Raw genomic sequence first — 24,748 nt, 5'->3', positions numbered from 1 at the left:
TACCATGTGTTTCGGGAATTCATTTCTATCATAGCGGATGCATGCTTACGCTGAGGGACAAACTCAACGCGGAGCCCTCATGAACATACTGCTGATCTACGCCCACCCCGAACCTCGTTCGCTCAATGGCGCGCTCAAGGATTTTGCGATCACTCACCTGGGGACAGCGGGCCACGAGGTCAAAGTCTCAGATCTCTACGGCATGGGGTGGAAAGCATCCCTCGATCCGGACGACGCCCCAGGTTATGACGCAGAAACGCCTTTCAACCCGGCGCTTGAATCCCAGCGTGTATTTGCCGCTGGCAGCCAACCGGCGGACATCCAGGCAGAGCAGGCCAAATTGCGCTGGGCCGATGCCGTCATCTTTCAATTTCCGCTGTGGTGGTTCTCGATGCCCGCGATTCTCAAGGGCTGGATCGAACGCGTCTACGCGTACGGGTTTGCCTATGGTGTCGGCGAACATAGCGAAACCCACTGGGGCGATCGCTACGGCGAAGGCAGCATGACAGGCAAGCGCGCCATGTTGGTGGTCACCATGGGCGGTTGGGAATCCCACTACAGTGGCCGAGGAGTGAACGGCGCGTTGGATGACCTGCTATTTCCCATCCAGCATGGGGTGCTTTTCTATCCTGGCTTCACGGTCATGCCGGCCTTCCCAATCTACAAGACCAGCAAGATGGACGCCGCCCGGTTCCAATCCATTTGCACGGCTTATGCCGCTCGCTTGGATACGCTTTTTAGTGATCAACCCTTGCCATTTCGTCGACAGAATCACGGCGAATATGAAATTCCGGGGTTGACGCTGAAACCGCATCTTGCAGTTGGTCGTTGTGATCTTGGTATTCATATCGGTGACGGTGAGAGGGTTTGAGGTGAAGCGTGCAGTGGAGGATTGAGCCCAAGGGGGCTGGTAGTTGGGTTGTGCGCCTCAGGATTGATCATTCTTGGAGGTCAGTAATGACGGTCCTGGCGATGCTCAGGGCGACCCCTTCTTCGAAGAGCCGGGCCCCGTCTATGAGCGAGAGATTATTTTTCGCGTGCTCCGAGGCCCTCATGGCTGGATGTTGCGAGACATCGCCGCGCCGGATACCGCGATGGCCTGAATCAACCTGGCAATCCAATGGGGCCGCCGCGACTTCGCCGAGCCCATTGGTGTTGAGCGATTGGCGCAACGCGCTTCAATAAGCGTCTCGGGATTCCATCGTTACTTCAAGGCTGTCACCAACCTGAGCCCCTTGTGAAGTGCCAGAAGCGGGTTCGCCTGCTTCAGGCCAGAACCCTGATGGTGGCGAATGCCAAAAGCGTCATGGCGGCTGCCTTTGAAGTGGGCTACGAGAGCGCTACGCAATTCAGTCGGGATTATGCGCGGGTGTTTGGACTTCCGCCTGGACAGGATGTCGGGAGGATACTTGGCAATATGAGGGCGGTTAGAGGGTAGTTGGTTGGCGGGTTGATGGGTGATAGCGGATTTTCTTGGTCGGCGGCTTTGGCCGATTGCAACCCTTCGTGAGAGGCAGCCATCGGCCAAAAGCGGCCCCTAGTTGACTACAAAATGAGGAGCGATTCACCAGTTCCAAATTGGTGCCAGGCGCAACTGACCGTCTCGATGCCGCTGCGGGCGGCCCCGTAGGTGATGGTCATGCTGGTTCGTTGTGAAAAAAGGTCGGCCTGGCGGTTCATATGTAGCTCAGAAGATGGCCGTCTGCTCGCCGCCAAGGGTAGGCAGAAGCTAGGTCATGAGTAAAAGCACCGCTGCTAGTAATGCTGCGGAGCAATTTTTGAATTGGAAAGATCGCTGCCAGTCGTCTATAAGTATGGTGGCAATATGCCTGCGGCTACGACAAGGAAACATCAAATGGAAAAGATGCTTGCGTTGTTACTTGGATTTAGCTTTTTGACTGGTTGTCAATCTATGCGACCTCAAACTCTTGGGGAGTTATCGTCGGGGTATACATACATTCCAGTTGATCCGTTCTCGGTTCAAACTGTGCCGGGAGATAGCTGTAAGAAGGAGGAGCTTCATTCAAATTTTCCGGTAGAAAAAGGCTTCCTTCTTGATGGGAAGCCTGTTTACAGAGAAATAACGGGATCACTTCCAGACAACTCAGTCAGGATGCTTGTTGAGCAATTTGATAGTAAAGGCAATGTCTCATATGGCGCAGGTAAGGTTGGAGGTAAAGCGGAAAGTTATCGTGTGACAGTGGACTACATTAATGCCGACACGGTAAATCAAGAGTTCTGGATATCCAAGACGATGTTGACTCGAGAAGGTAAGAGAGTTGAGGTGCCTCTAGCTGAGTTGCCAAGCTTCTTTAGATATACTTCAGGTTCTGAGCAGTATCGGGTGTCTAGGGCTGATCCAGGGGATAGTGGCTATACTAAATATAATGTCCCGATTTATGTTGGTGTCGGGCTGCGCGCTATTGCTGATGTTCGTGTTTTGGAGTCCAAGGCAAACATCTCTGGTATTGGTGTTATCGGTGCAGAGGCGGAGGATAAACGCTTAAGTGGAACTTTGATCGTTCAGACTCTTGGCGTGAGTGGAAAATCTATAACTGGTGCATTGCCGGTTCAAAGTGAGCTTAATAGGACTACTGCGCAGAATGCGATAGTTGCTGTTGCCTCTATTAAGACTCTTTTGTATTCGTCTGATGTTGGAAAGTACCCTCGTGTGGTTGGTTTATACATCCCATTCCCTGGTGGAAAGCCCCTGGTAAATGCTCTAATCTCTGAGCTTTCTCAGAAGAGAGTAGAGTGGCCTAGACCATGTGATTGGTATGATGAAACCTCCAACAAGAAGATACTTTAAGTATCTAGAGGGAGCCCAGGTACAGCAGGTGTAAACCAGGGATGTCTACCGGAGATGGGGTAGTCCATTGAGGAGTCGCATAGGCAGCAGTCAATTGCTGCTTCTGGCCGATTCTGCCGGTGGAGACGGGTAGCAATCGACCCATTGCAGCCGGTCAGCACCGGCAGAAATCGACCAGAGGCGGTCAGCCAGCGTCCGAGTTCAGGTTGGGTTCGATGCGCGCTATTGAGTGCGTTCGTCATTACATGATGGCATGATTGAAATATGCCGTTTCGTGTTGCAGCAGAAGGGGAGCGAATAGGTTAATGGATGAGTTCAATAGGATAGTTGAATGAAGATCAAGCATATCAAAATTACCTGTGTCGGTGGTATCGATGACCTTGTTTTAACGTTCGATGATCACATGAATATTATAAGCGGGCCTAACGGAATCGGAAAAACAACCATTCTTGAGAGCGTCGCTCAGGCATTTGCTGGTTATGAAAGCAACCTCTTGAAGCGAATGGTAGGCTCTGAGTTCGGGAGCGTTACCACTTTCGTCGATCCTGGTAATGGCGAAATCGAAGAGCGAACTTATCAAATATCCCAATTCAGTCCAAGAAAAAATGAAAATACACACCCTGTGGAACACTATATAAAGCAGCTTATTTCTTTGAAAGTTGCTCGAACATTTACGTACGTAGCACTGGACGCCGTTTCTCGGGATGCGGACAGAGACCCTTACAACACATCAAGCAGCAACAAATACGGCGTAAATCTGACCGAAGTTAAAAGCTGGTTTGTTAATCGATATCTTTACTCAGCTCATCCGGGTGCCCTTTCAGATGTGCGAATGCACAATTTCGAAAAAGCGAAGACATTTTTTTCATTACTGAATAGGGATTATCGATTCAGTAAAGTAGATGCCGGAACTAACGAGATAATGGTAAGCACTCCCGCTGGAGAAATTTACTACGAGTATCTCTCTTCCGGCTTCAAGTCGTGCCTATCTATATTGTTCGGGATAGTTAAGGAAATAGAATACCGCTTTGCAGAATCAGGCATAAGACTGGATGAGTTTGAGGGTGTGATTCTGATAGATGAGTTGGAGCTTCATCTTCATCCTGAATGGCAGGCAAAAATCTCTACGATCTTAGCTCAAGCATTTCCAAATGCGCAATTCATAACTACGACTCATAGCCCGCATATTATACAGGCAGCAATGCCAAATCAGGTCGTGGCTTTACATTACACAAACGGGAAGATTGAGAGAAAATCGCTCCCATCGAGTGAGTATGGCTATCAAGGGTGGACGGTGGAGGAGGTTTTAACGGATGTTATGGGACTTGGTGATACCCGTACAGCGGTATACCAAAACGCTATCCAAAGCTTTCAGCGAGCCGTAGATGAAGATAACTATAAAGCTGGGACCTTAGCGTTCGAGGAACTTGAGAAACTTCTGCATCCAGAAAACAATCTTAGAAAGCTTCTGTCGTTTCAGCTTGGCGCTATCAAGGGGTGAAGTAATTGATAAAATTGGAGCGTCAACCTAAGCCTGAATATTTATCTGCATCAACCGTCACAGAGCTTACTGAAAGATTTAAAAGCGATGGCAGTAGCGTATGGAATCACCCACAGATAAAAGCCCCATTACTAGCCTCAAGCCACGAAAAATGCGCATTTTGCGAGTGTTCTATATCAGACGAGAGCAAGTACATGGAAGTTGAGCATTTCAAGTACAAGAATTTATACAAAGATCATGTTGTGGATTGGGATAACTTGCTTCCCTCCTGTAAAAGGTGCAATATTTCCAAAGGAATTCATGATGTGGGCAGCGATCCGATAGTTAACCCTTATGATGTTGATCCAAGGCATCATATTTCCTTTAAGCTCTACCAGTTCAAAGGCAAAGACGAAGTGGGGATTACGACTATTGAAGCGCTGGACCTTAATAATTCAGATCGATTGGTATTCAAGCGTTTTGAGGTTGGAGAACAGGTTTTTAGGTCTGTACGGGTTGCCGTTGACAGGCTGGACGCGTACAACCAGTCCAATACAGCGATAAGGAAGAGCAAGCTACTCAACATAGTGGAAACCATTCTTAACGAGTGTCAGCCTAAAGCAATTTACGCAGCCACTACCGCAACAGTAGCTTTAAATGATGAGGATTTCATGGGGGTCATATCTCAACTCCAAGCACTTAATTTATGGGAAGACTATCTTGAGAGCAAACTATCAGCTGCACAAAATATTGCATTTCAACAGCCTTAGTGATTGACTACATCAATCAGCCCGGCGTACACCTCCATACGTATATAAGGCCTCACTTCTGAGGCTTTATATACGTAAAGCACTGATAAAATTGATTTGCTCCATACTTCCTGGCTAGCTTCGTAAGATATCTCGCCAGCGCTAAACTAATGGTCATGGCTAGACCGCCGCGCTCGGCGGCAGGCAGCTATGGGGTCGAAAAAATCATTCTGCGGCTGAGGATTAAGTTGACTTACAGCAAGCCTAGTGATGGTCTATATTGTTTTTTATGAAGGACTGCTTTCGACCAATACCGGACGTCCGACCAGGGACTATTCCTGGCGAAAGGCAGCCGTTCAAGATGAACAATAAATCTTCCCTCTTTTGCTGGCCGTTTTTGGCTCAGTAGAAATCCATGCCTAGATTGCGAGTTGAGGGGACGAGCGAAATGAGTACATCTGGTGGGCTATGACTAATAGCATTAAACTGGTCCCACCCAGGTAGGCATCTCCGGTCTGTGGAACATGGCATGTAAAAGATCAGTGTCGATGGCATGCTACCAATCACGGCCGCTCGGCAGCCTTCAGCCAATCGACTATGCCATTGACTCCAAGTGATAGTAGCGTGTCTTGTATTCCCACAACGCGTTGCAGCATCTCGCCACTGTCAGATTCTTCTCGTTCTTCTGCTTCCGCAAAGAGCCTAGTCATAAGCTGAGTAAGACTATTATTATGATCAAATAAATGTCGTTTTCCATGACTGATATATGCCAGATAGCGTTCGGTTGCGGCCAAAGCTTGTTTTGGATCGTTTTGCACAATCGCGTTAAGCCATTCATGAAATCCGAAGAGACGATGATGTCCATTTTCGCCATCTTCATTGTTTTCAAACACTGAAAAACAGCAATCAATTAGCTTTACTGGAACCGAAACCGCATCAGCTTCACCGTCGAAAATATGAGTCATCTGCTCGGCCACGTCCAGGGCATGGGGGCCGCCTGTGTTTAAGCCTGACTTTATACCGGCAAGACACTGCTCTCGATGCTGTCGGATATTTCCATGGTTTGTCCAAACGGTTGCTGCACCACGCCAAGCGTTTGTGTTATCCAGAGCATTCAACTTTTCTAAGAGCTCAGAAAAGTTGATGTGCTGAGTCATGGTAGCTAAAGCCGAAATACGCCCCCATGTTTCTAGATCTTTACCACTTCCCTTATTACGAAGACGCGCTAGCAGAGGCCTCACCACTTCAAAATTATTGTGATAAGAGTAATAAAGACACGGTTCCGCGATTTGCCAAAGTCCATTTTCATCCTGTATGGCGAGATCGAACAACTCCCATCCCAGATCGAAATATGTGCTTTGCAAGTACGGTAAGCGACGTAAGATCATGGCACGGATAGCAGGGTGTTCATGACTCGCGAAACGGCGCAATATGGGTGCTAGCAATTCGGGAAATTCAATGCCACGCTCCAGAAAATTATTCGCCAAGATCATCAAGGCATCAGAAACGTCTCCCTTTGCCATATTGATTCCTAGATCTAGTAAATCTACACCATCTCCCTCGAGTGGATCAGCTTCATAAAGTCCAACAAAGTCTTCCGCCAAAGATATGAGCCGCGATGCCGTTTGAGAATCCTGTATGACGTTTGCACAGGCTTCAAGTGCTTTGGCCTTAGAGCGTTGGTGTTGCCATTCGACTGAATGCCGTTCAAGTTCATCAAATATTTGGCATACCAAGAGGGAAACCTCAGGCTCTGCGAGCGATTGCCATGCATCGCTGGGGCGTAAATTTCCATATCGATAAGCTAGATATGTAGCGACCCCATCCATAATGTCATCACGAAAACTCTCTGGAATTACTAACCAGTGATTAGACAAAAAGCCCAAGAATCGGGAGGGGTTTCGAGATGAGGCCTCTCGCAATTGCGAGCCAACCTCCCGCTCGCCGCCGATAAGAAAGTCAACCCTATGCCAATTCGAGTATCCGTTGTAGTGCGCTAGTAATCTCAATACCCCGCTATCGCTCGCACCTAAAAATATTTCAAATGAGAATGGTGCGCTCACTATACCGCCAGCCGAACGGATATACGGCTGACGAACCAGTACCCCTGCTTTTTCCTCATATGAATCCACCACCGCTTGCACTTGGGGCGAGCGCAGGTAGCATGGAATTGGTAAAATCAGTTCCGCTTGCGCTCTCAATACCCAAAGTTTGGACTCTGCGGCAACTTCTTCATCCCAAACAGTCAGAATGTTCGCCATCACTACATCTTGCATTGGAACGGTTAGAAGATTGAATGCAGACTGCATCAACGAACCCAATTCGTAAGATAATTCAAACTCCAACATCTTCTTATCAGACAATATTCGAGCTATTAGTTCTACGTTGGCCGCAGGCGAGGCAGTGCAGGCGAGTATGGCGAAATACAGCAGCGCTCCTTCGTGATTGAAGCAAAGACGCACTCGGTTTCTTTGCCACCATTCTGAGTTATTTTTTGCTTGATGCAGAATAGCCGCTTCAACTGCATCGAGTAGAACGTTCATGCTGCTTGTGTGAATCGTATCTCTTTGGCTATGCAAATCTTCGTATGAGGTCTCGTTCAGAAAACCATTCCTGTAGCCTATGCGTGTATTACCATAGCGTAAGGTGCGAGCGCTGCTCCATTTCTCGATCGACTCTATTGCTAAATCCAGCAAAGGAATAGATTGCACCATACGTTTACCGAAAAATTTTTCATCCCGCTCCCCGAATTCATGTTTTTGGCAACGCAACTTGTTATTGAGTCTGAACTTAAGTAAATCCTCGTCGTTGATGTCACCTGCGATATATCGCCAGAGCAAGGTATCTTCCACTACTCCTGCTTCCACACATCTAGCAATGACCCGCCCAAGAAAGCTGTGCTCAGTTAGCGGCATATCGATCAGTTGCTCAAGCAATGGAGCAACCAATGCCATATTTTCTGACTTGATTTCAGACAGGTGGATCCCGAGTCGGTTGGCAATTTCAGTCCTATCAAGCCAGCCTAGTGAGAGCGCATCCATCCAGAATGACAGCACGCCCGCACAATCTTCATTGCTCCATTGCGCTATGCGATAAGCATGCCCCATCAATCCGTCGGTATCGTGGACAGATTTCAGAACGGGAACCAGATGCTTGAGCCAGAAACGATGCCACTCAATCGCACTAGCCAGCGCATAGATCACCTGAAAAATATCACGGTGTTTTTCACGCAAATCACGTAACAATGGCCAGTCTTCTTCCTGGGGTATCTGTTCGGCAAATGATTCCGCTACTAGGCGTCTAATGTGGAAGGCCGCGCTACCAGTCAAGACAGACCTAAGCTGTTTTCTAAATTCGCGGCGCTCACCTAGTGCCAACTGTGCGACAAAACTGCGGATGCTGGGGCGTACAAAGGGAACGGGCGGCAAGCCATGTATGAACTTATTCAAAGTGATGCCAGTTCGCACGGCTCCGCTAATAACCAAGACATCCAACAGGGTTTGATGTCCGAATGTCAGCTTTCCATCCTGGGTTTCTCGCAGCACATTTAAGCTGCACAGTTTCCGCTGAATGTCCTGAGAGGCTGAAAAGCGCTGATGCGGCACCGCCAAGCTTCTTAAGCTCAGCATTTCCGAGGCAGTGGTTTCAATTGCTTGTATTGCCGCATCACCCAAAGCGTTGTCGGCTCGCACGATCGTATCGAGATAACGTTGTGCCAGGGCTTGGCTGGTCACAACGTTGAAGCTACCGCCTCGTTGGGCCAGCTCGACAAACAATGCTAGCTCGCGTGGATTTCTTATCAGTACGCGAGTGGCGCCATCAATGGTTGCAGTCGCAATCCCTAGCGTATCAAGTAAGGGTGCAATTTCGGCCTCCCAGTCCATTGGTTGGCACTTAAATTCGCAATCCCACTTTCGCTCCGCAATTCGCCGGTCGTATTGCCTGTCGAAGTCACGGCAGGCAGTAACGACAGTAATATTAGGAATTAATAGCAGACGGTCTATCTGCGCCAGAAAATATCGAAGAACGCGATGATCACGGGCGATGGATAGCACATCCAAAGAGTCAATTACTACAATTACTTGAGCGTTTTCAGCCAATCTAGCAGCTTTTTCCACCCATTGTTCAGACAGGCCTTGGGCTAGACGATCTTCCGATGTCGCCAAGTCGGCGAATTCGCGGGACTGAATAAAGAGTGGCACGATGTCAGAATTGCTTTCGGCCCGTTTCTCCAATGTTTCTTGTAACGCAAGCATCACGCAGGTTTTACCCGATCCCGGAAGTCCCGTGAGCAAGATGGATCTTTTTTTATCAGCAATGGATGCAAGTAGCTCATCCAGGGTTGGGTTGGAAATACGTTGTCCTGCAATATCCCGTCGCCACGACCTGCCAATAGCAGAAGTACTAGAAAAAGAAAGACGTACCTCAGCAAGATTCATTGGCGCAACTAGTGTTGCACCCGCTTTTTGAAGAATAGATTTGAGGTCGCTTTTAGTTAATCGATGCTGCGAAGCTGCAGTTGTGCTTTCGCGCCCTGTACGCGCGCCGAGTTGGTCGAGGCTCGCCCAAAGTGCCGCGAATGCAGAGTCGGTATTGCTCACTATGTTGCGTAAGCGTTCGCGGAGCAGTTCCTCCATACGATCTAGATCATCGCTGGTGACAAAGTTAGTTCGGCACAGGAATTTATAGGTGGAAAGATCTGGGGAGAATTTAGCAAGCAGCGCCGAAAAACTTTTATCTACTGCTTGGTGCTCTTGGCCTAGACTTGCTAGGTAGCTCGCTTCGTTATACTGAGTGGAACTATGTTCTCTTAGTTTTGCAAGGGAGCCAAAGTTGTTTCTTGAATAGAAACGAATATTTACGTTCGGATTGTCTTCCAGCAAGCGGGAGGCTTTGCCCAACTCATCCGCGAGATCGCTTATTGACCAAGCTTTGAAATCGGTTTGATTTTTTTTGCACTGACATGCAATCAGAGTGCCGTCAGTTTTTCCTACTACCACGTCATCTACGGAATAGCTGATCGAATCTATTTCGAGCCATTGAAAGTCTTTGTCGGATAATACTGTCAATGCCCAATCAAATGCTACCAACGTTTGGTAAATGTCACCTCGATTGGAACGGATGCCAGCGATACTCATAATTTTCTCCTATCGGAGGGCATTCGTTCCCTCAAATTAGCGTCAGCAGTTTCAATGGTTTTGAGCATGATATTCAAATTTAGGGTTCTTAACTATGGATTACCCTTGTCATAAGATGGACGTTCACCAAGGCTACATAACCATCGAGGATAGACCAAAGGGCTAACGGTGCTGACCGTCCGCTGGCCGATTTCTGCCGATTGTGACCTTTGAATTAGATAGCCAGCTCTGATGCACGATGCAGATACACATCTCTAATTACGTAAAACGGGCGCTTTCAGGCGCCCGTCCTTCCATCAGCTTTCAACCTGCGCCTGAAGCCGACGACCAATCACCTCCAGCAAATCACACCCATCGCGTAACGGAATAACCAAAAGCTGTGCGAAGTCCGAAAGCACAACCGTATCGCTGGCAATCTCGGAGCGAAACGCAATGTTCTCCAGTACCTGGGTCACCACACGAATGCGGTAATCGGCTGTCGCGTGTAGGACATCCAGCGGGGCTTCGGTATCGATGAGTAAGGAGGCAGGGGAGCAGTCGATGCCGGTGATGGGGACGTATCTTTCCATGTTAAAACTCCGATCTAATGAGGTTTTAACCACTCAATCGTCGCCAAACAATTAGGTGGCAGTTGTACGCAGGTTGGCGAACCGGGATCGAAAACCGGCAGACCCGAAGGCCTCCCACGCACAACTGCCGTAACGGGCAGCCGTGCAAGTTTGCCAAAGCCTCTGCAAAAAACGCAGTACTTTCGCACTCGATCCTCAGGTCGCCAAACCTGATCGCCATTGAGCGATGGGCATCACTATAGGTTCTGTCGGATTGGGTGGGAAGGTGACGGGTTCCTAAAGCTTCGTAGGAGTTGCGATCGTTTTTTGCGGGAGGGGTCTGACATGGCTGGCTCGGCTGATTCAAAACCATCACCAGACCGAGGTGTCAGCTTCAGGGCTGCTGCGCAGCCCAGCGGGAGCAAGCTCCCTCACCACAAGGGGCAGTGGCGCAATTAGCCTTCGACCTCCGTTTGCAGCATCGTCAAAAACGCCTCTCTGGCAGGATGCCGGCCGGCGTTTTCATGCCAGTAGAAAAGGTTATCGATGCCCGTCAGCTCGGGAAACTCATACCCCTTCCAACCAGCCCCCAGGCGATATTGCTCATAGATCCCCCGAGGCACCAGCGACACGCCAGCACCCGCGCTGACACACCCAACAATAGCCCCATAACTGGCAATGCTGGTGATCGGTTGCACCTGACCATGACGCAGCAGCCACTGTACCAACGCCAAGCGGTACGGACAGCCCGTGGGCCACATGAAGATCGCCATGCCTTGCAGATCGGCGGCGCTGCGCAGCGGGCCGTGGGACTCGGAGGCGATGAGCACCAGGTCTTCGCGGTACATTACGGCTCGCTTGAGTCCAGGCCGTTCGATGTCCACCGCGACGATCACACCATCGAGCCGGTGATGTTGGATATCGTCCAGCAGCTGCGCCCAGGTGCCGGTGCTCAGTTCCAGTGAAACGTCCGGATACTGCGCGTGGTATTTGGCGAGCAGCTGGGGCAGGCGGCCCGTGGCGCTGGACTCGATTGCGCCGATGCGCAGTGGGCCACTCGGGGCGCGGGTGGGGGCGACTGCGCGGCGGGCCTCTTCCGTCAGGCTCAGGATTTTGGTCGCGTACTCCAGGAACACTTCGCCCGCCGGGCTGACCCGCAGCCCGCGGCCTTCGCGGAAAAACATCGGCGTGCCGAGTTCCCGTTCCAGGGCCTTCAGGCGTGCGGTGATGTTGGACGGCACGCAGTGCAGCACTTCGGCGGCGCGGGCGATGCTGCCGGTGTCGCAGACGGTCTTGAGCATGCGCAGTTGGGACAGTTCCATAGCTCACCAAAAGTGAATGGTGGGCTGAGTTTAAGTCACTTGTGCTGAGGTGGGGTGGTTTCGATACTTCGAGGCAAATCGGCCAGTGAGCAGGAACTCTAGATGGAAACGCGTTTTGCGCGGGTTGAAGGTTCCTCCAGCAAAGCCGCTGCGAAGGTCATTCTGGCAACGATGTTGGTGATTGTTTGCTGGGCCTATTCGCCGATTGGTATCCGCATTGGCTTGCAGGCTTATGAGCCGGGTCAGTTGGCGTTGATGCGGTTTCTCATCGCGTCAGTGTTCATGGGCTTCGTTGCGATGGTGAAGGGTATTTCCTCGCCGCGTCTCAGGGATTTGCCGTTGCTGGCGGTGTTGGGTTTCTTTGCCGTCAGCCTGCACCACATCGCCCTCAATTACGGTCAGCGGGGCGTCAGCGCCGGGGCGGCCAGTGTGCTGGCCCAGTCCACGCCGTTGATCAGCACGCTGCTGGCGCATTTTGTCTTCAAGGACAGGGTCAGTGGTTGGCAATGGGGCTGTGTGCTGTGGGGCTTGCGTGGCGCAGGCGTGGTGGGCGCGGGGGATCGTGGCTTGGGTGACATGGACGCCCATGGGCTATTGATCCTGTTGGCGGCGCTGTCCTGGAGTGTGTATTTCGCTTTGCAGAAGCGCCATGCCCATCGTTATGACGGTTTGACCGTGGTTTGCTACACCGTTTGGTCGGGGACGATCCTGTTGTTCATTTTTGCGCCGGGGGTGTTGAGCGCGGCGCGACAGGCTTCGGCTTCGGTGAATCTGGCGGGGTTGGTTCTCGGTATTTTTCCCAGTGCGTTGGCGTACCTTGCTTGGGCTTATGTGTTGGCGCACAGCAACGTGAGCCGCGCTTCCATGGCGCTTTACCTGATACCGCCTACGGCGATGTTGATGGCTTCTTTGGTGCTGGCTGAGCGCCCGTGAATGATGGTTATTGTGGGGGCGGTGATTGTGTTGATGAGTGTGTTGGCGTTGAGGCTTGAGCCGGGGAGTGGGGCAAAAGTCGGTTGATGCTGTCGTGGGTTTAGACAATGAAGGGGATGTTGTAGCGGCTTTTTTTGGGGCTGCTGCGCAGCCCAGCGGGAGCAAGCTCCCTCGCCACAGGGTGTGTTATGGCTACAACTTTTTCCATCCTCGGCCATCGGTCGTGCGGTAGGTTCCCCCAGTGGTGGCGGGCCCTTGAAAACGAGCTCAGGGGGCGCGTCGAGCAGGGCGGTTTTTAGCGGGTCGGGCTCTGAGCCGTACTCGCAAGCCGTTAGCGGGCACATGGCGAGAACCAGGCACGCTTGCCAGGCACGCGGTCGCATTACTTCTTGACCGGGTAATCCTCCCCCCACATCCGCACCGTGCTGACCGCCTCGTTCATGCCTTCGAACACGAACTTCTGGCGCACGGCGGTCTTCGGCGGGATGGTGACTTCGTCCGGGTTGTCCAGGCCGGTGAGGCGGTTGGAGTAACCCGCCTGGTCAATGGCCAGCAGCACGCCGGTCTGGCCGAGGTTGACTACGCGCAGTTGGGTGTCGGTGCTGTTCTTGAAACCGAGGGTAATGCTGACGTTTTCGTCGCTGGGTTCGAGCTTCAACACTTCAACGGCGATGCGGTCTTTCATTTGTTCGCCGGAGGAAATGATCGCGGCGCCATCGGTGCCTTGGGCTGATTCGCGGCCATCGAGCACGCCTTCGCTGACGCCGCCCAACAGGTTCTTGCCGGCGGTAATGAACGTTGAAACGGCGGCCTTGGTCGAGTCCTTGATGAGGCTGCCGTCGGTTGGCTCGCCTTCGGCAAAGCACAGGGAGCTGAGCAGGAGGCTGGAGACGAAGAGGGTGGTGCGTGACGGCAGAAAAGTCATACCTGGATCCTTGAGGGTGGCCTGCGACATCGCCTGTCAGAAGGGCGAGCGGCAATCATAGCCGTGATCGAGGACCGTTAGCGATTTACCTGCTTGAGTTTGCGGTCGTGCGCGGCGGCCCAGTCTCGGGTTAATCGCATTGAGCAAGCCCTGTGCTGGCCTGGGGTGCGCGTCTGATCCGTACTTTCCTGCCTCAGGTGCCTCTGTAACGCGCCCAGTCCCCACCCCAGAATAACAACCCGTTGGCCTATCGGACGGCCCGTGTACTGCAATTTCTTGATTCAGGAGTGCTCATGGCGAAGATGGCGATTTTTTTAGGTGGGTTTTTGGCACTGACGCTTTTGATCGGCGTACTGGCGACGATTTCGCCGGTATAGGCAAGGTGGTTGGCGCTTTTTCCTGGCGACGACGTGACGATTTCATTGAACACTGCGGTGCCCATAACGACTAATCCCCAACAGGCCACTTGATTTGCGCAAGGGATCAAGCGGCGTTTGACCTGGCGCGGCTCCATCACTCATGCGCAGCCGCAGGACTTCAAGGGTGGGGCGATGATTGAGGGTTTCGAGGCGTTTTTCACGGGGTACATGATTCTAGGTATTTCACTGGCTAGCTGGATCTTTGCATGTTGTGCCGCTGTGCTCAGCTACGTGCTTGCAAAAACCGCGATCCGGTTTGTGTTCAGGAGAATCCAGGCGAGGGCGAAGGCGGGCAATGGACATCTCAGCTACATTGCCAGCCAAGTGTTGTCGGCGACTAGTAACACGCTGCTGTTATTGGCGTCGATTCTGATCGGTATAGGCATCCTGGATTTGCCTGAACGTTGGCTCAGTCGCGTCAGCAGCCTTTGGTTCGTGGTGGCGGCGTTGCAGGTCGGCTTATGGACGAACCGAGCGTTGGCGTTGTTGCTGCATCGCTATTTCTCGGTCCATGGTGCGAACGGGACATTCCAGGCAAGTGCCCTGGCGACCCTGAGCCTCTGGGGTGCAAGGGTGCTCCTGTGGGCGGTGATCTTGCTCGCGATGCTCTCGAACGTTGGCGTTAACATCACGGCCTTCGTGGCGAGCCTCGGCGTGGGTGGTATCGCCGTGGCATTGGCAGTGCAGAATATTCTTGGCGATGTGTTCGCCTCGCTGTCGATCGCCGTTGACAAGCCATTCGAGGTCGGCGACTTCATCGTGGTGGGTTCGCTTGCCGGTACGGTGGAGCACGTTGGCCTGAAAACCACCCGGATACGAAGCCTGGGGGGCGAGCAAATCGTCATGGCCAACGCCGATATGATCGGCAGCACCATCCAGAACTACAAGCGGCTGCAGGAGCGTCGGATTGTCTTCGAGTTTCGCCTGACTTATGAATGTTCCACCGAACAGATCAGGCAGATCACGCAACGGGTTGAAGCGATCATCAGGAATGAAGACAAAGCCCGGTTCGACCGGTGTCATTTCAGAAGTTTTGGCGAGAGCGCCCTGGAATTCGAGACGGTGTATATCGTTCTGGACGCCAGTTACAACGTCTACATGGACGTCCAGCAACGGATCAACCTGGCGATAATGGAAGCGGTTGCAGCGCTCGACACGCAGTTTGCGTTCCCGTCACGCATGGTCCATGTCGCGTCATTGCCCGAGTCTGCGGCGCTGCGCCCGGTCACGCGTTCGTCGCGTGCCGGGCATGCTTGATTCACTCCCTGGCTATCGATGCAAGACTACCTGGGCAATCTCCTGCAACCCCATCACCCGTTGCGCGGCATTGAGCTTGATCGCTTCCTTGGGCATGCCGAAGACCACGCAGCTGGCTTCGTCCTGGGCCACGGTGCTGGCGCCGGCGTCGAGCATTTCCTTCAGGCCGCGGGCGCCGTCGTCGCCCATGCCGGTCATGATGATGCCGGTGGCGTTGCGGCCGGCGAACTTGGCCACGGAGCGGAACAGCACATCCACCGAGGGCCGATGGCGGTTGACCAGCGGGCCGTCCACCACTTGCACGTGATAGAACGCCCCGCTGCGGGTCACCATCATGTGTTTGCCGCCCGGTGCGATGAGCGCCAGGCCCGGGTGGATGCGGTCGTTGTTGCGGGCTTCGCGCACTTCGATCTGGCACAGGCTGTTGAGCCGGGCCGCGAACGAAGCGGTGAATTTTTCCGGCATGTGCTGGACGATGACGATGCCCGGGCTCACGCGCGGCAGGGCGGTGAGCACCGCTTCCAGGGCCTGGGTGCCGCCGGTGGAGGTGCCGAGGGCGACGATGCGTTCGGTGGTCTGGGCCATGGCATGGCCGTTGGCGGCGGGCAGCATGGCGTCTGCCGTGAGTTTGGTCGCTGGCGTCAACGCCGCCGGGGCCGGGCGCTTGCCCAGGTTGCGCACGTTGACCTGGGCCGCGGCGCGGATCGCCGAGACCAGTTCCGGCGCCGATTCCAACAGAAAGTTCTTCAGCCCGGTGGTGGGCTTGGTGATGATTTCTACCGCGCCAGCCGCCATCGCTTGCAAGGTGGTTTCCGCGCCCCGGGGCGTCAGGGACGAGCAGATCTCCACCGGCGTGGGCCGCTCGCTCATGATTTTTTTCAGGAAGGTGATGCCGTCCATGCGCGGCATCTCCACGTCCAGCACGATCACGTCGGGCCATTCCTTGGCCAGTTTGTCCATGGCGAAAATCGGGTCGGACGCCGCGCCCATGACGTGGATGTCCGGCGTGTCGCTGAGGATCGCCAGCAACACCTGGCGAACCACGGCAGAGTCATCCACCAGCAGTACATTGATCTTTTTTGACATGGTCAGTGCCGGGTCCTTATGGGTTGGTGCCTGACCCACACATCGCCGCTGCACAGGTCGAAGATGATGCTGCGGTGGCCAGTGCTGCCCATGTCCTGGGCGATGAGGTCGAGGCGATAGAGGGCGGCCATTTCCAGCGCGGCGTTGACGTTCAGCCGCGCCACATCGCCGTAGGGCACATGGCGCTGCAGCTCGGGGAACATCTCGCCGCCGCCGAACAGCTTGAGTTGGTAATCCTCGGGGTCGGTGTGGTGGGCCCGGGCCTGGAGGATGAACAGTTCGATGGCTTCGTCGGCGTAGAGGCCGTTCAATGCGGTGGAGCACCGCACCCGACTGGGCAACATGAAGTGGCACATGCCGCCGATCCGCCGCTCGGGATGCCACAACGTGATCGCCACGCAAGAGCCGAGGATCGTGCGCAGGCGGGTCGGGCAGGTGGCGAAGCGAAATTCCCCCGGCGCCAGGTACACCTCGGCCACGTCCCTGATGGCGGCGCTCATGGTTTGCGGTAGATCGAGGGCGCCACCAGTTTCAACGCATCGGACACACCGTTGAGGCTTTCCGAGTGGCTGACGATGAAGTACCCGCCGGGCTTGAGCCGCGGCAGCAGGCGGGCAACCACTTTGCTTTTGGTGGGCTGGTCGAAATAGATCATGACGTTGCGCAGGAAGATCACGTCGAACTCTCCCAGCTCCGGCAAGGTGTCGGTGAGGTTGACCTGGATGAAGTTGACTCGGCTGCGCAACGCCCGGTCGATGAGGAACGTGCCTTGCTGGCTGCCGGTGCCCTTGAGGCAGTATTTCACCAGCAGCGGCTGGGGCAGGGTACGGGCGCGTTCCATCGGGTAGTGCCCGGAGCGCGCCTTGGCCAGCACCTGGCTGCTGATGTCCGAACCGATGACTTCCCAAGGCGTGGTGCCCAGCCCTTCGGCCAGGGTCATGGCCAGGCTGTAGGGTTCTTCTCCCGATGAGCTGGCCGCGCTCCACAAGCGGAAGGTCTTGCCGGGCGTGGCGTGGGGCAGTACGTGTTGGCGCAGGAAGTCGAAATGCTTGGGCTCGCGGAAAAAGTAGGTCTCGTTGGTCGTCAGCAGGTCCAGCGCCACCTGCAATTCATCGGTGCGCTGGCCGTTCATGATCAACTTGAAATACTCGCCGTAGCTGTCCAGCCCATAGTGCTTGAGGCGCTTGAACAAACGCCCGGCCACCAGGGCTTTCTTGGCCTCGGACAGGCTGATCCCCGCGGCTTGGTACAGCCAGGACTGGATCTGGCCGAACTCTCGGTCGGTGAGCGCCTGAGCGTTCAGCGTGCGTTCCTTGCAGGTATCGGCGTTCACGGGGCATCCACTTCCAGCGCGTTCGGGCTGGCTTCGGCGAGTTGGGACATTTCGTCGATGGACAGTACGCGGTCCACCTCCAGCACGATGACGAACTTGCCATCGACCTTGGCCATACCACTGATGAAATCGGCGCGGATCTTCGCACCGAAGCTCGGTGGCGGCTCGATCTGCGAGGCCGGAATTTCCAGCACCGCCGACACCGTGTCCACCAGCAAGCCGATGTCCTGGGCGAGGCCGTCAGCGCTGGACGCTTCGATGATCACCACGCACGAACGCCGGCTGATCGCCGAATTCGGCCGGCCGAAACGGGCCGACAAATCCACCACCGGCACCACCGCGCCCCGCAGGTTGATCACCCCGCGCACGAAGGCCGGCATCATCGGCACCACGGTGAGGTTGCCGTACTCGATGATTTCCTTGATGCACAGGATGCCGATGGCAAACATCTCCGTGCCGAGCATGAACGTCAGGTATTGCGCTTCTTCCTCGACCGCGAGGGCGGTTTGACGTGGGGTCGCGATGGCGCCCATTGCCTTTTCTCCTTTAAGCAAGCCTGTGGAACCGGGCCATCAGAACCGGGTGAACTCGGATTCGTCCGGGGCGCTGGCCATGTTGTAGGCAAATGCCTTGGGCATGACCGGTGCCGGCGTCCGGGCCGGTTTGCGGCTGGACGGGCCGGGGGTGTTGTCGATCCGAGCGACCTGGACGGCGGATTTGGGCGGCGTGTCCAAGGTGAAGAAACTCATGGCCTGTTGCAGTTGTTCGGCCTGGCTGCTCATTTCCTCGGCGGTGGCGGCCAGTTCTTCGCTGCTGGAGGCGTTTTGTTGGGTCACCTGGTTGAGCTGGGTCATGGCGGTGTTGATCTGCGCCACGCCGGCAGCCTGTTCTTCGGAGGCGGCGCTGATTTCCTGCACCAGGTCCGAAGTCTTGTTGATGGAGGGGACCATCTCGTTGAGCAGGTTCCCGGCCTTTTCCGCCATGTCGACGCTGCTGGAGGACAGCTCGCCGATTTCCTGGGCAGCCACCTGGCTGCGTTCGGCCAGCTTGCGCACTTCGGCGGCGACCACTGCGAAGCCTTTGCCGTGTTCGCCGGCACGGGCGGCTTCGATGGCGGCGTTGAGCGCCAACAGGTTGGTCTGGTAGGCGATGTCGTCGATGATGCTGATGCGCTGGGCGATTTTCTTCATCGCCACCACGGTCTGCTGCACGGACTCGCCGCCGTCGGTGGCTTCCTTGGCGGCCTTGCTGGCCATGCCGTCAGTCACCTTGGCGTTCTCGGTGTTCTGGTTGATGCTGGCGCTCATCTGCTCGATGGAGGCACTGGTTTCCTCGACGCTGGCCGCCTGTTCGCTGGTGGCCTGGCTCATCGACTGCGCGGTGGCGCTGACTTCTTCGGAGGCGCTGGCCAGGTTGTCCGCGGCGTTACGCACTTCGCCGATGATGTGCGAGAGCTTGCCGACCATGTTCTGCATGGCGTTGAGCACCATGCCGGTTTCGTCCTTGGAGCCGCCTTCGATTTTTGCGTTCAGGTTGCCTTCGGCCAATTGTTCGGCGACAACCGCCGCCTGTTTCAACGGACGGGAGATGATGCGCGAGATGAACAGCGCCAGGCCCAGGCCCACCAGCAGGGCGGCAACCAGCACGGCGATGATCGACAGGCGTGCGTTTTCATACAGCTTGGTGCCGTGTGCACTGGCGACATCAGCGCCAGCCGCGTTGAGCTCGACCAGTTTTTGCAGGTCGCCGGTCACCAGGTCGAACCGACGCTTGGACTCGCCCTTGAGCATCGCATTGGCCTGCTCGGCCAGGTTCTGCCGCGACAATGCGAGGAGGTCTTTGCTGACCGCCAGATAAGCAGCCCAGTCGTTGCGGGTGGTGTCGAATACCTGCCGATCTTCAGCGCTGGAGAGCAGTTTTTCGTAAGTGTCCAGGCGCGTGTCGAAGGCCTTCTTGGCTTCCTCGGCTTCTTGCTCGAGGGTGATTCGCTCTTGCTCGGAGTCGGCGACAATATGGCGGTTTTCCTTGAGGCGATAGCTCGCCGCATAGAAGCGCATACCCGAGGCGGCGCGCATGGACGGCATCCAGTTTTCACGGATGTCGAGGGCGGTGTGGTTCACCTGGCCCAGTTGAATAATCGAGAACACCCCCATGACGGCGGTCAGCGCCAGCACCACAAGAAATGAAGTGATCAGTTTGGTGGCGATTCTAAGGTCGTAGAACCATTTCATTGGGAAGTACCTCTCCATGGAGTTGCTAAAAGCGTCAGCGAGCGTTGGCTTGTTGTAGTTGAGTCGGGTTGAAGCGGTTTTCGGCCTGGGCGATCTGGGTGAGCAGGGCCGGTACGTCGAGAATCAACGCCACGGCGCCACTGCCCAGGATGGTCGAGCCCCTGATGCCGCGAAGGGCGCCAAACAGCTTGCCCAGCGGCTTGATCACGGTCTGGAATTCAACCAGCAAGTCATCCACCACCAGCCCGGCCTTGAGTTCGGCGTAGCGCACCACCACCACGTTCTGCCGACGCGCGGGCGGGCCTTCATGGTTGAAGTGATCGCGCAGGTAGACCAGGGGCAGCACCTCGCCGCGCAGGTCGAGGTAGCCTTGTTCGCGGCTGGCGAGCCCATCGTCTTCGCTCAGCTCGATGCATTCCTGGACCATGTCCAGCGGAATGACATAAGTCGACTGACCGATACCCACCAGGAATCCATTGATGCTCGCCAGGGGCAGCGGCAGGCGGATGCGCACCACGGTGCCCTTGCCGGTTTGGCTGTCGAGGTCGACGGTGCCGCGCAGCAGGGTGATGTTGCGCTTGACCACGTCCATGCCCACGCCACGCCCCGACAGGTTGGTCACGGCCTGGGCGGTAGAGAAGCCAGGTTCGAAAATCAGGTTGTAGATTTCCTGGTCGGTGGGGCTGGCACCCTGGGGTACCAGGCCACGTTCCTGGGCTTTTTCCAGGATCCGGTCGCGGTTCAGGCCGGCGCCGTCGTCGGCGATTTCCAGCACGATGCTGCCGGAGTCGTGGTACGCATTGAGATGCAGGTGCCCCTTGGCCGGTTTGCCGGCGGCCAGGCGGGCCTCGGCGGTTTCAATGCCGTGGTCCATGGCGTTGCGCAGCAGGTGCATCAGCGGGTCGCCGATTTTTTCCACCACGGTCTTGTCCAGCTCGGTCTCGGCGCCGCTGATGATCAGGTCGATGTCCTTGCCCAGCTCCTGGCTGACATCGCGCACCACCCGACGGAAGCGGTTGAAGGTTTCGCCGATGGGGATCATGCGCAGGCGCAGGGCGCCGTCGAGGATTTCTTCCACCAGCCCGGAGACGGACGAGGTGGCTTCCTGCAACGGGTCGTTGTGGCAGGTGCGGGCCAGCAGGCTCGCACCGGCGCTGGCGATGACCAGTTCGCCCACCAGGTTGATCAACTCGTCGAGCTTGTCGGCATTGACCCGCACGTAGGTGCCGTCCTTGCCCTTGCTGTCGCTGGTCACCGGCTGTTTGTCGGTGGCGATCTGGGCGGGCATGCGCGGGGTCTTGCGCTGGTCGCCGAGCAATTCGCCGGTGGCGACCAACGCGGTGTTTTCCTCGGGCGGCTCCGGCGAGGTCGTGACCAGGCCAGTGTTTCCCTGTGGCGCGGCGGCGTCATCGATGGCCACGATGTCGATTTCGCAGTCTTCCCGGACGAAGTCGAACACTTCGTTGATCGCGCCGTGACTGGCGGCCGAGCGAAACGCGATGTCGAAGCCCAGGTAGCAGGACTCGGCATCCCAGGCGTCGGCGGCGGGCAGGGTGTCGGTCAGGGTGGCGATGTCGACGATTTCACCCAGGGTTTGCAGGTAGCGCAGGAACGACAGCGGGTCCATGCCGTTGCGGAACACGTCCTGGCCGAAGCGCAGGGAGATGTGCCAGAGACGCGTTTCGCCGGGTTCACTGGGGCGGGTTTCAGGGGCGGGCGTCGGGGCCGCGGCGGGCGAGGGCGCCTGGTACTCCTGCAGGATCTGGCACAGCTCCACTTCCCGTTGCAGGGCCGGCGGCGGCAGCGCGCCGCCCTGGTTGGCGGCCACGTTGATCAGCTCCAGCATGTGATCGCTGGACTTGAGTAGCACCGCGATCAGGCCGGCGTCCACCTCAACGCTGCCGTTGCGCAGGCGATCGAGCACGTCTTCGACGATGTGGGTGAAACTGACGATCGGTTCCAGGCCGAACAGCCCGGCCGAGCCCTTGATCGTGTGGGCCGCCCGGAAGATCGCGCCAATGGCGTCATCGTCACCAGGGTCGGTTTCCAGTTGCAGCAGCGACTCTTCCATCGCCTGCAACTGTTCCCGTGCCTCGACGATGAAGGTCTGTTGTGCCTGATCGAGATTGATGCTCACGCTCATATCCTTTGTCGTGTCCGACGTATTGCGGTCCTAGGCAACCAGGTTGCACAGGGCAAGTGTTTCCGTGACGGCCTTGCTTTGGCCGGTCAGTGTCAGTTGGGTCCCGGCCCTGGAGGCCTCGCGCTGTACCATCAACAGCAGTTGCAGGCCGGCGCCGTCCATCTCGGTGATTTGCGACAGATCCAGGGCCATCCGCGGTGTTGCGCCCAGGTGCGGCAACCATTGCGCGGCCAGTTCGGCCGCGGTGTAGATCGTCAGCTCGCCGTCGATGTGCACCTGGGCGGTGTCATTGTTTGTTTCGTAATGCAACGGCATCTAAGCCTCCGGCCATCAAGGAAGAATCAGCTTGGAGACCGCCGCCAGCATCTGCGCCGGCTGGAACGGCTTGACCACCCAGGCTTTGGCCCCAGCGGCCTGGCCTTCCTGTTTCTTCGATTCCTGGGATTCGGTGGTGAGCATGATGATCGGCGTGAACTTGTAGCTGGCCAGCTTCTTGACCTCCTTGACGAAGGTGATGCCGTCCATGTTGGGCATGTTCACGTCGCTGATGATCAGGTGCACTTTCTGGCCGGTGAGCTTGCCCAGGGCGTCCCTGCCATCGCTGGCTTCGATCACGTCATAGCCGGCACTTTTCAACGCGATGCCGACCACCTGCCGAACGCTCGCGGAGTCGTCGACAACCAATACACTTTTAGCCATGAACGGCTCTCCTAAAAAAAGGTTATTTCCTGTGAAGTCTGTTGCGCGCTCGAGTCGCCGTGGTGATTGCGGCGTTGCTCGTCGGTGGCGTAAGTGGTTTCCATGCGCGCCAGCCATTGGCGGGCGTCGATGGAAACAGCCTGTTCGGGCGACTGACTGGCCTGCTGCAAGTGCACATGCAGGTCCTCGATGTTGTCGCGCACGTGGCTGAGGATCTGGCTGACCCGGTCCTGGAATTGCAGGCTGACCAGCACCTCGGTGAGTTCATCGCGGATGCCGAAGCTTTCCCGTTGCAGCATGTCGGCCGAGTCGGCCAGCCGGCCAGTGACACTCTTGAAGCGCTCCAGCACCTGCTGGATGCTCTGCTCGGAGGCGCTGACGGAATGGCTGTCCTGGTCGGCACCGCTGGACGCGGCATGGACCAGTTGGGTGATGGCGGTGTTGATGATGTCGACCTTGGCCGACATCTGCTGGCCGGTCTCGCTGGACTTGCTCGACAGGCTGCGCACGGCATCGGCCACCACGGCAAAGCCACGCCCGGCTTCGCCGGCACGGGCGGCTTCAATGGCGGCGTTGAGGGCGAGCAGGTTGGTCTGCGCGGCAATCGCCGCGACGTCGGCGGCCATGGTCCGCAGCTCGCCGGTATAAGCCGTCAGGTTGCGCACCTGGGCCAGGGTTTCGTCGCGGCTGGCCTGGGTGGCCTTCAGGGAATCGATGACCTTGACCAGTTCGCCTTCGCTCTGGGCCAGCACCTGCACGGCACCGCCGTTGCTCTGGCCGGCCAGTTCACCGGCGGCCAGTTGCGAGGCTTGTACGGTGTCTTCCAGGCGTGACGAAATGCCGGTGAAGCGGCTGGTCAGGGAGACGATCGCGGTTTCGGTCTGCTGCCGGGAGCTTTCGACTTGCTTGGCCCAGATCGGCATGGCACCGAGAATGACTTCGTTGAATTGTGCGTGGGTTTTATGAGCCTGGTGCTCGCTGCCTTGCAGGTCGTGGTCGGCCATGGCGGCGGCGAGGGCGCTGTCGAACTGCTGGCGTTGCGAGCGTGCAGCCCACACGCCAACCCCGGCGCCCAAGGCCAGGATCGCCACGCTCAAGCCGATGTTCGATGCACTCGCGCCATTGAGCGCGAGCACGCCAACGCTCGCGGCAATGGCCACCAGCACGGCACTCCAGAGGATGCGCGGTTGTGGTTGGGAAAGGGAATGACCGTGAGAATACGACGTCATGGTTCGGTCCTTGAACAGTGTTGCTAACAGGTTATTTGCGAATAACTGGTTATCTGCGACCCTTACTCGGACTTTAAGACCGGCTGTCCGATTCCGGTATTGCGGTAGGCATTGGCCTACCCAGTACGTGGCACTGTGCCTTCAGATTAGACGCAGTCTGGGAAATGTCGAATGGCCCCGACGAAGGTATAAGCCGCGTGGCGGGAAGTGCGCGCAGAGGGGCTTTTGTGGCGAGGGAGATGGCTTAAGGGGCCTTTGTGGCGAGGGAGCTTGCTCCCGCTGGAGCGCGAAGCGGTCCCAAAAGCGGCTGGCGAGGTCAGCCTGATACACGGCGTGTCCAGGTTTCGGGGCCGCTGCGCAGCCCAGCGGGAGCAAGCTCCCTCGCCACAGGGACTTGATTCGGCCTTAATTACCCTTCGGCAGTTCGATCAAAAACCGCGTCCAGCC

The 24,748-nt window shown here is 56.1% G+C and carries 19 protein-coding genes and 3 pseudogenes; 7 read left to right on the top strand and 15 right to left on the bottom strand.

Annotated features, from left to right (window positions below):
• Positions 1 to 79 precede the first annotated feature (79 nt).
• Together HGO40_RS23475 and HGO40_RS23470 are read left to right on the top strand one after the other, a co-directional pair.
• Positions 80 to 871 carry an NAD(P)H-dependent oxidoreductase gene (locus HGO40_RS23475; RefSeq protein ID WP_250964951.1) on the top strand — a complete coding sequence of 264 codons (792 nt, stop codon included), beginning with the start codon at positions 80 to 82 and terminating at the stop codon, positions 869 to 871.
• Positions 872 to 1,007: 136 nt separating this feature from the next.
• Positions 1,008 to 1,438, top strand: a pseudogene (locus tag HGO40_RS23470) (helix-turn-helix domain-containing protein); the annotation flags it as partial.
• A 107-nt stretch (positions 1,439 to 1,545) separates the two neighbouring features.
• On the opposite strand, the gene HGO40_RS30560 reads toward HGO40_RS23470, so the two are convergent.
• Positions 1,546 to 1,680, bottom strand: coding sequence for a hypothetical protein (locus HGO40_RS30560; RefSeq protein WP_284739215.1), 135 nt, complete (start codon positions 1,678 to 1,680; stop codon positions 1,546 to 1,548).
• A gap of 175 nt (positions 1,681 to 1,855) precedes the next feature.
• Here HGO40_RS30560 and HGO40_RS23465 point away from each other — a divergent pair, with 175 nt between their 5' ends.
• The 3 genes from HGO40_RS23465 to HGO40_RS23455 all read left to right on the top strand — a co-directional run bounded on the left by HGO40_RS23465 (position 1,856) and on the right by HGO40_RS23455 (position 5,059).
• Positions 1,856 to 2,809: a hypothetical protein gene (locus tag HGO40_RS23465; RefSeq protein WP_250964950.1), complete on the top strand. Its 954-nt coding sequence runs from the start codon at positions 1,856 to 1,858 to the stop codon at positions 2,807 to 2,809.
• Positions 2,810 to 3,140: 331 nt separating this feature from the next.
• Positions 3,141 to 4,310 carry an AAA family ATPase gene (locus HGO40_RS23460; RefSeq protein ID WP_250964949.1) on the top strand — a complete coding sequence of 390 codons (1,170 nt, stop codon included), beginning with the start codon at positions 3,141 to 3,143 and terminating at the stop codon, positions 4,308 to 4,310.
• Positions 4,311 to 4,504: 194 nt separating this feature from the next.
• Positions 4,505 to 5,059 carry an HNH endonuclease family protein gene (locus HGO40_RS23455; protein ID WP_250964948.1) on the top strand — a complete coding sequence of 185 codons (555 nt, stop codon included), beginning with the start codon at positions 4,505 to 4,507 and terminating at the stop codon, positions 5,057 to 5,059.
• Positions 5,060 to 5,601: 542 nt separating this feature from the next.
• Here HGO40_RS23455 and HGO40_RS23450 read toward each other — a convergent pair.
• The 3 genes from HGO40_RS23450 to HGO40_RS23440 all read right to left on the bottom strand — a co-directional run bounded on the left by HGO40_RS23450 (position 5,602) and on the right by HGO40_RS23440 (position 12,046).
• A complete protein-coding gene (locus HGO40_RS23450; protein WP_250964947.1) occupies positions 5,602 to 10,176 on the bottom strand; it encodes an AAA family ATPase in 4,575 nt (1,524 codons plus the stop codon).
• Positions 10,177 to 10,472: 296 nt separating this feature from the next.
• Positions 10,473 to 10,745: a hypothetical protein gene (locus HGO40_RS23445; RefSeq protein ID WP_250964946.1), complete on the bottom strand. Its 273-nt coding sequence runs from the start codon at positions 10,743 to 10,745 to the stop codon at positions 10,473 to 10,475.
• A gap of 434 nt (positions 10,746 to 11,179) precedes the next feature.
• Positions 11,180 to 12,046 (bottom strand): LysR family transcriptional regulator, encoded by an 867-nt coding sequence (locus tag HGO40_RS23440; protein ID WP_250964945.1) that lies wholly within the window; start codon positions 12,044 to 12,046, stop codon positions 11,180 to 11,182.
• 102 nt (positions 12,047 to 12,148) lie between these two features.
• Between HGO40_RS23440 and HGO40_RS23435 the strand changes: the two are divergent.
• Positions 12,149 to 13,066: pseudogene (locus HGO40_RS23435) on the top strand (DMT family transporter).
• 295 nt (positions 13,067 to 13,361) lie between these two features.
• On the opposite strand, the gene HGO40_RS23430 reads toward HGO40_RS23435, so the two are convergent.
• Entirely contained in the window at positions 13,362 to 13,904 is a 543-nt protein-coding gene (locus tag HGO40_RS23430) for a hypothetical protein (RefSeq protein ID WP_186729690.1), read from the bottom strand.
• Between the two features lie 247 nt (positions 13,905 to 14,151).
• Positions 14,152 to 14,346, bottom strand: coding sequence for a hypothetical protein (locus HGO40_RS23425; protein WP_186709262.1), 195 nt, complete (start codon positions 14,344 to 14,346; stop codon positions 14,152 to 14,154).
• A 109-nt stretch (positions 14,347 to 14,455) separates the two neighbouring features.
• On the opposite strand from HGO40_RS23425, the gene HGO40_RS23420 reads away from it, so the two are divergent.
• The gene (locus tag HGO40_RS23420; protein WP_250964959.1) at positions 14,456 to 15,580 is read left to right on the top strand and encodes a mechanosensitive ion channel family protein; all 1,125 of its coding nucleotides are present in this window, start codon (positions 14,456 to 14,458) and stop codon (positions 15,578 to 15,580) included.
• A gap of 12 nt (positions 15,581 to 15,592) precedes the next feature.
• On the opposite strand, the gene HGO40_RS23415 is transcribed toward HGO40_RS23420, so the two are convergent.
• The 9 genes and pseudogenes from HGO40_RS23415 to HGO40_RS23375 form a co-directional block, all read right to left on the bottom strand.
• Positions 15,593 to 16,666: a protein-glutamate methylesterase/protein-glutamine glutaminase gene (locus tag HGO40_RS23415; RefSeq protein ID WP_250964944.1), complete on the bottom strand. Its 1,074-nt coding sequence runs from the start codon at positions 16,664 to 16,666 to the stop codon at positions 15,593 to 15,595.
• Positions 16,667 to 16,668: 2 nt separating this feature from the next.
• The gene (gene cheD, locus HGO40_RS23410) at positions 16,669 to 17,166 is read right to left on the bottom strand and encodes a chemoreceptor glutamine deamidase CheD (protein ID WP_250964943.1); all 498 of its coding nucleotides are present in this window, start codon (positions 17,164 to 17,166) and stop codon (positions 16,669 to 16,671) included.
• Positions 17,163 to 17,999: a CheR family methyltransferase gene (locus tag HGO40_RS23405; protein WP_250964942.1), complete on the bottom strand. Its 837-nt coding sequence runs from the start codon at positions 17,997 to 17,999 to the stop codon at positions 17,163 to 17,165. The genes cheD and HGO40_RS23405 overlap by 4 nt, the downstream gene beginning before the upstream one ends.
• A complete protein-coding gene (locus tag HGO40_RS23400; RefSeq protein ID WP_250964941.1) occupies positions 17,996 to 18,532 on the bottom strand; it encodes a chemotaxis protein CheW in 537 nt (178 codons plus the stop codon). The genes HGO40_RS23405 and HGO40_RS23400 overlap by 4 nt, the downstream gene beginning before the upstream one ends.
• A gap of 39 nt (positions 18,533 to 18,571) precedes the next feature.
• On the bottom strand, positions 18,572 to 20,230 hold the full coding sequence (locus HGO40_RS23395) for a methyl-accepting chemotaxis protein (RefSeq protein ID WP_250964940.1): 1,659 nt from the start codon (positions 20,228 to 20,230) through the stop codon (positions 18,572 to 18,574).
• Between the two features lie 34 nt (positions 20,231 to 20,264).
• Positions 20,265 to 22,367: a chemotaxis protein CheA gene (locus HGO40_RS23390; protein ID WP_250964939.1), complete on the bottom strand. Its 2,103-nt coding sequence runs from the start codon at positions 22,365 to 22,367 to the stop codon at positions 20,265 to 20,267.
• Between the two features lie 36 nt (positions 22,368 to 22,403).
• On the bottom strand, positions 22,404 to 22,688 hold the full coding sequence (locus tag HGO40_RS23385) for an STAS domain-containing protein (RefSeq protein ID WP_250964938.1): 285 nt from the start codon (positions 22,686 to 22,688) through the stop codon (positions 22,404 to 22,406).
• A 15-nt stretch (positions 22,689 to 22,703) separates the two neighbouring features.
• Positions 22,704 to 23,072, bottom strand: a complete 369-nt coding sequence (locus tag HGO40_RS23380) for a response regulator (RefSeq protein ID WP_250964937.1) — start codon at positions 23,070 to 23,072, stop codon at positions 22,704 to 22,706.
• Positions 23,073 to 23,083: 11 nt separating this feature from the next.
• Positions 23,084 to 24,025, bottom strand: a pseudogene (locus tag HGO40_RS23375) (methyl-accepting chemotaxis protein); the annotation flags it as partial.
• Positions 24,026 to 24,748 lie beyond the last annotated feature (723 nt).

It is taken from the genome of Pseudomonas sp. CG7, assembly GCF_023701885.1.
Lineage (GTDB): Bacteria > Pseudomonadota > Gammaproteobacteria > Pseudomonadales > Pseudomonadaceae > Aquipseudomonas > Aquipseudomonas zanjanensis.
Note: the sequence above shows the minus strand (reverse complement) of the source record. Positions and strands in the feature narration are given on the sequence as shown.

Bases quoted from the DNA above. Each gene is read 5' to 3' on its own strand.
- HGO40_RS23475 (WP_250964951.1), top strand. From the start codon at position 80: ATGAACATACTGCTGATCTACGCCCACCCCGAACCTCGTTCGCTCAAT.
- HGO40_RS30560 (WP_284739215.1), bottom strand. From the start codon at position 1,680: ATGAACCGCCAGGCCGACCTTTTTTCACAACGAACCAGCATGACCATC.
- HGO40_RS23465 (WP_250964950.1), top strand. From the start codon at position 1,856: ATGGAAAAGATGCTTGCGTTGTTACTTGGATTTAGCTTTTTGACTGGT.
- HGO40_RS23460 (WP_250964949.1), top strand. From the start codon at position 3,141: ATGAAGATCAAGCATATCAAAATTACCTGTGTCGGTGGTATCGATGAC.
- HGO40_RS23455 (WP_250964948.1), top strand. From the start codon at position 4,505: ATGGAAGTTGAGCATTTCAAGTACAAGAATTTATACAAAGATCATGTT.
- HGO40_RS23450 (WP_250964947.1), bottom strand. From the start codon at position 10,176: ATGAGTATCGCTGGCATCCGTTCCAATCGAGGTGACATTTACCAAACG.
- HGO40_RS23445 (WP_250964946.1), bottom strand. From the start codon at position 10,745: ATGGAAAGATACGTCCCCATCACCGGCATCGACTGCTCCCCTGCCTCC.
- HGO40_RS23440 (WP_250964945.1), bottom strand. From the start codon at position 12,046: ATGGAACTGTCCCAACTGCGCATGCTCAAGACCGTCTGCGACACCGGC.
- HGO40_RS23430 (WP_186729690.1), bottom strand. From the start codon at position 13,904: ATGACTTTTCTGCCGTCACGCACCACCCTCTTCGTCTCCAGCCTCCTG.
- HGO40_RS23425 (WP_186709262.1), bottom strand. From the start codon at position 14,346: ATGGGCACCGCAGTGTTCAATGAAATCGTCACGTCGTCGCCAGGAAAA.
- HGO40_RS23420 (WP_250964959.1), top strand. From the start codon at position 14,456: ATGATTGAGGGTTTCGAGGCGTTTTTCACGGGGTACATGATTCTAGGT.
- HGO40_RS23415 (WP_250964944.1), bottom strand. From the start codon at position 16,666: ATGTCAAAAAAGATCAATGTACTGCTGGTGGATGACTCTGCCGTGGTT.
- cheD (WP_250964943.1), bottom strand. From the start codon at position 17,166: ATGAGCGCCGCCATCAGGGACGTGGCCGAGGTGTACCTGGCGCCGGGG.
- HGO40_RS23400 (WP_250964941.1), bottom strand. From the start codon at position 18,532: ATGGGCGCCATCGCGACCCCACGTCAAACCGCCCTCGCGGTCGAGGAA.
- HGO40_RS23395 (WP_250964940.1), bottom strand. From the start codon at position 20,230: ATGAAATGGTTCTACGACCTTAGAATCGCCACCAAACTGATCACTTCA.
- HGO40_RS23385 (WP_250964938.1), bottom strand. From the start codon at position 22,688: ATGCCGTTGCATTACGAAACAAACAATGACACCGCCCAGGTGCACATC.
- HGO40_RS23380 (WP_250964937.1), bottom strand. From the start codon at position 23,072: ATGGCTAAAAGTGTATTGGTTGTCGACGACTCCGCGAGCGTTCGGCAG.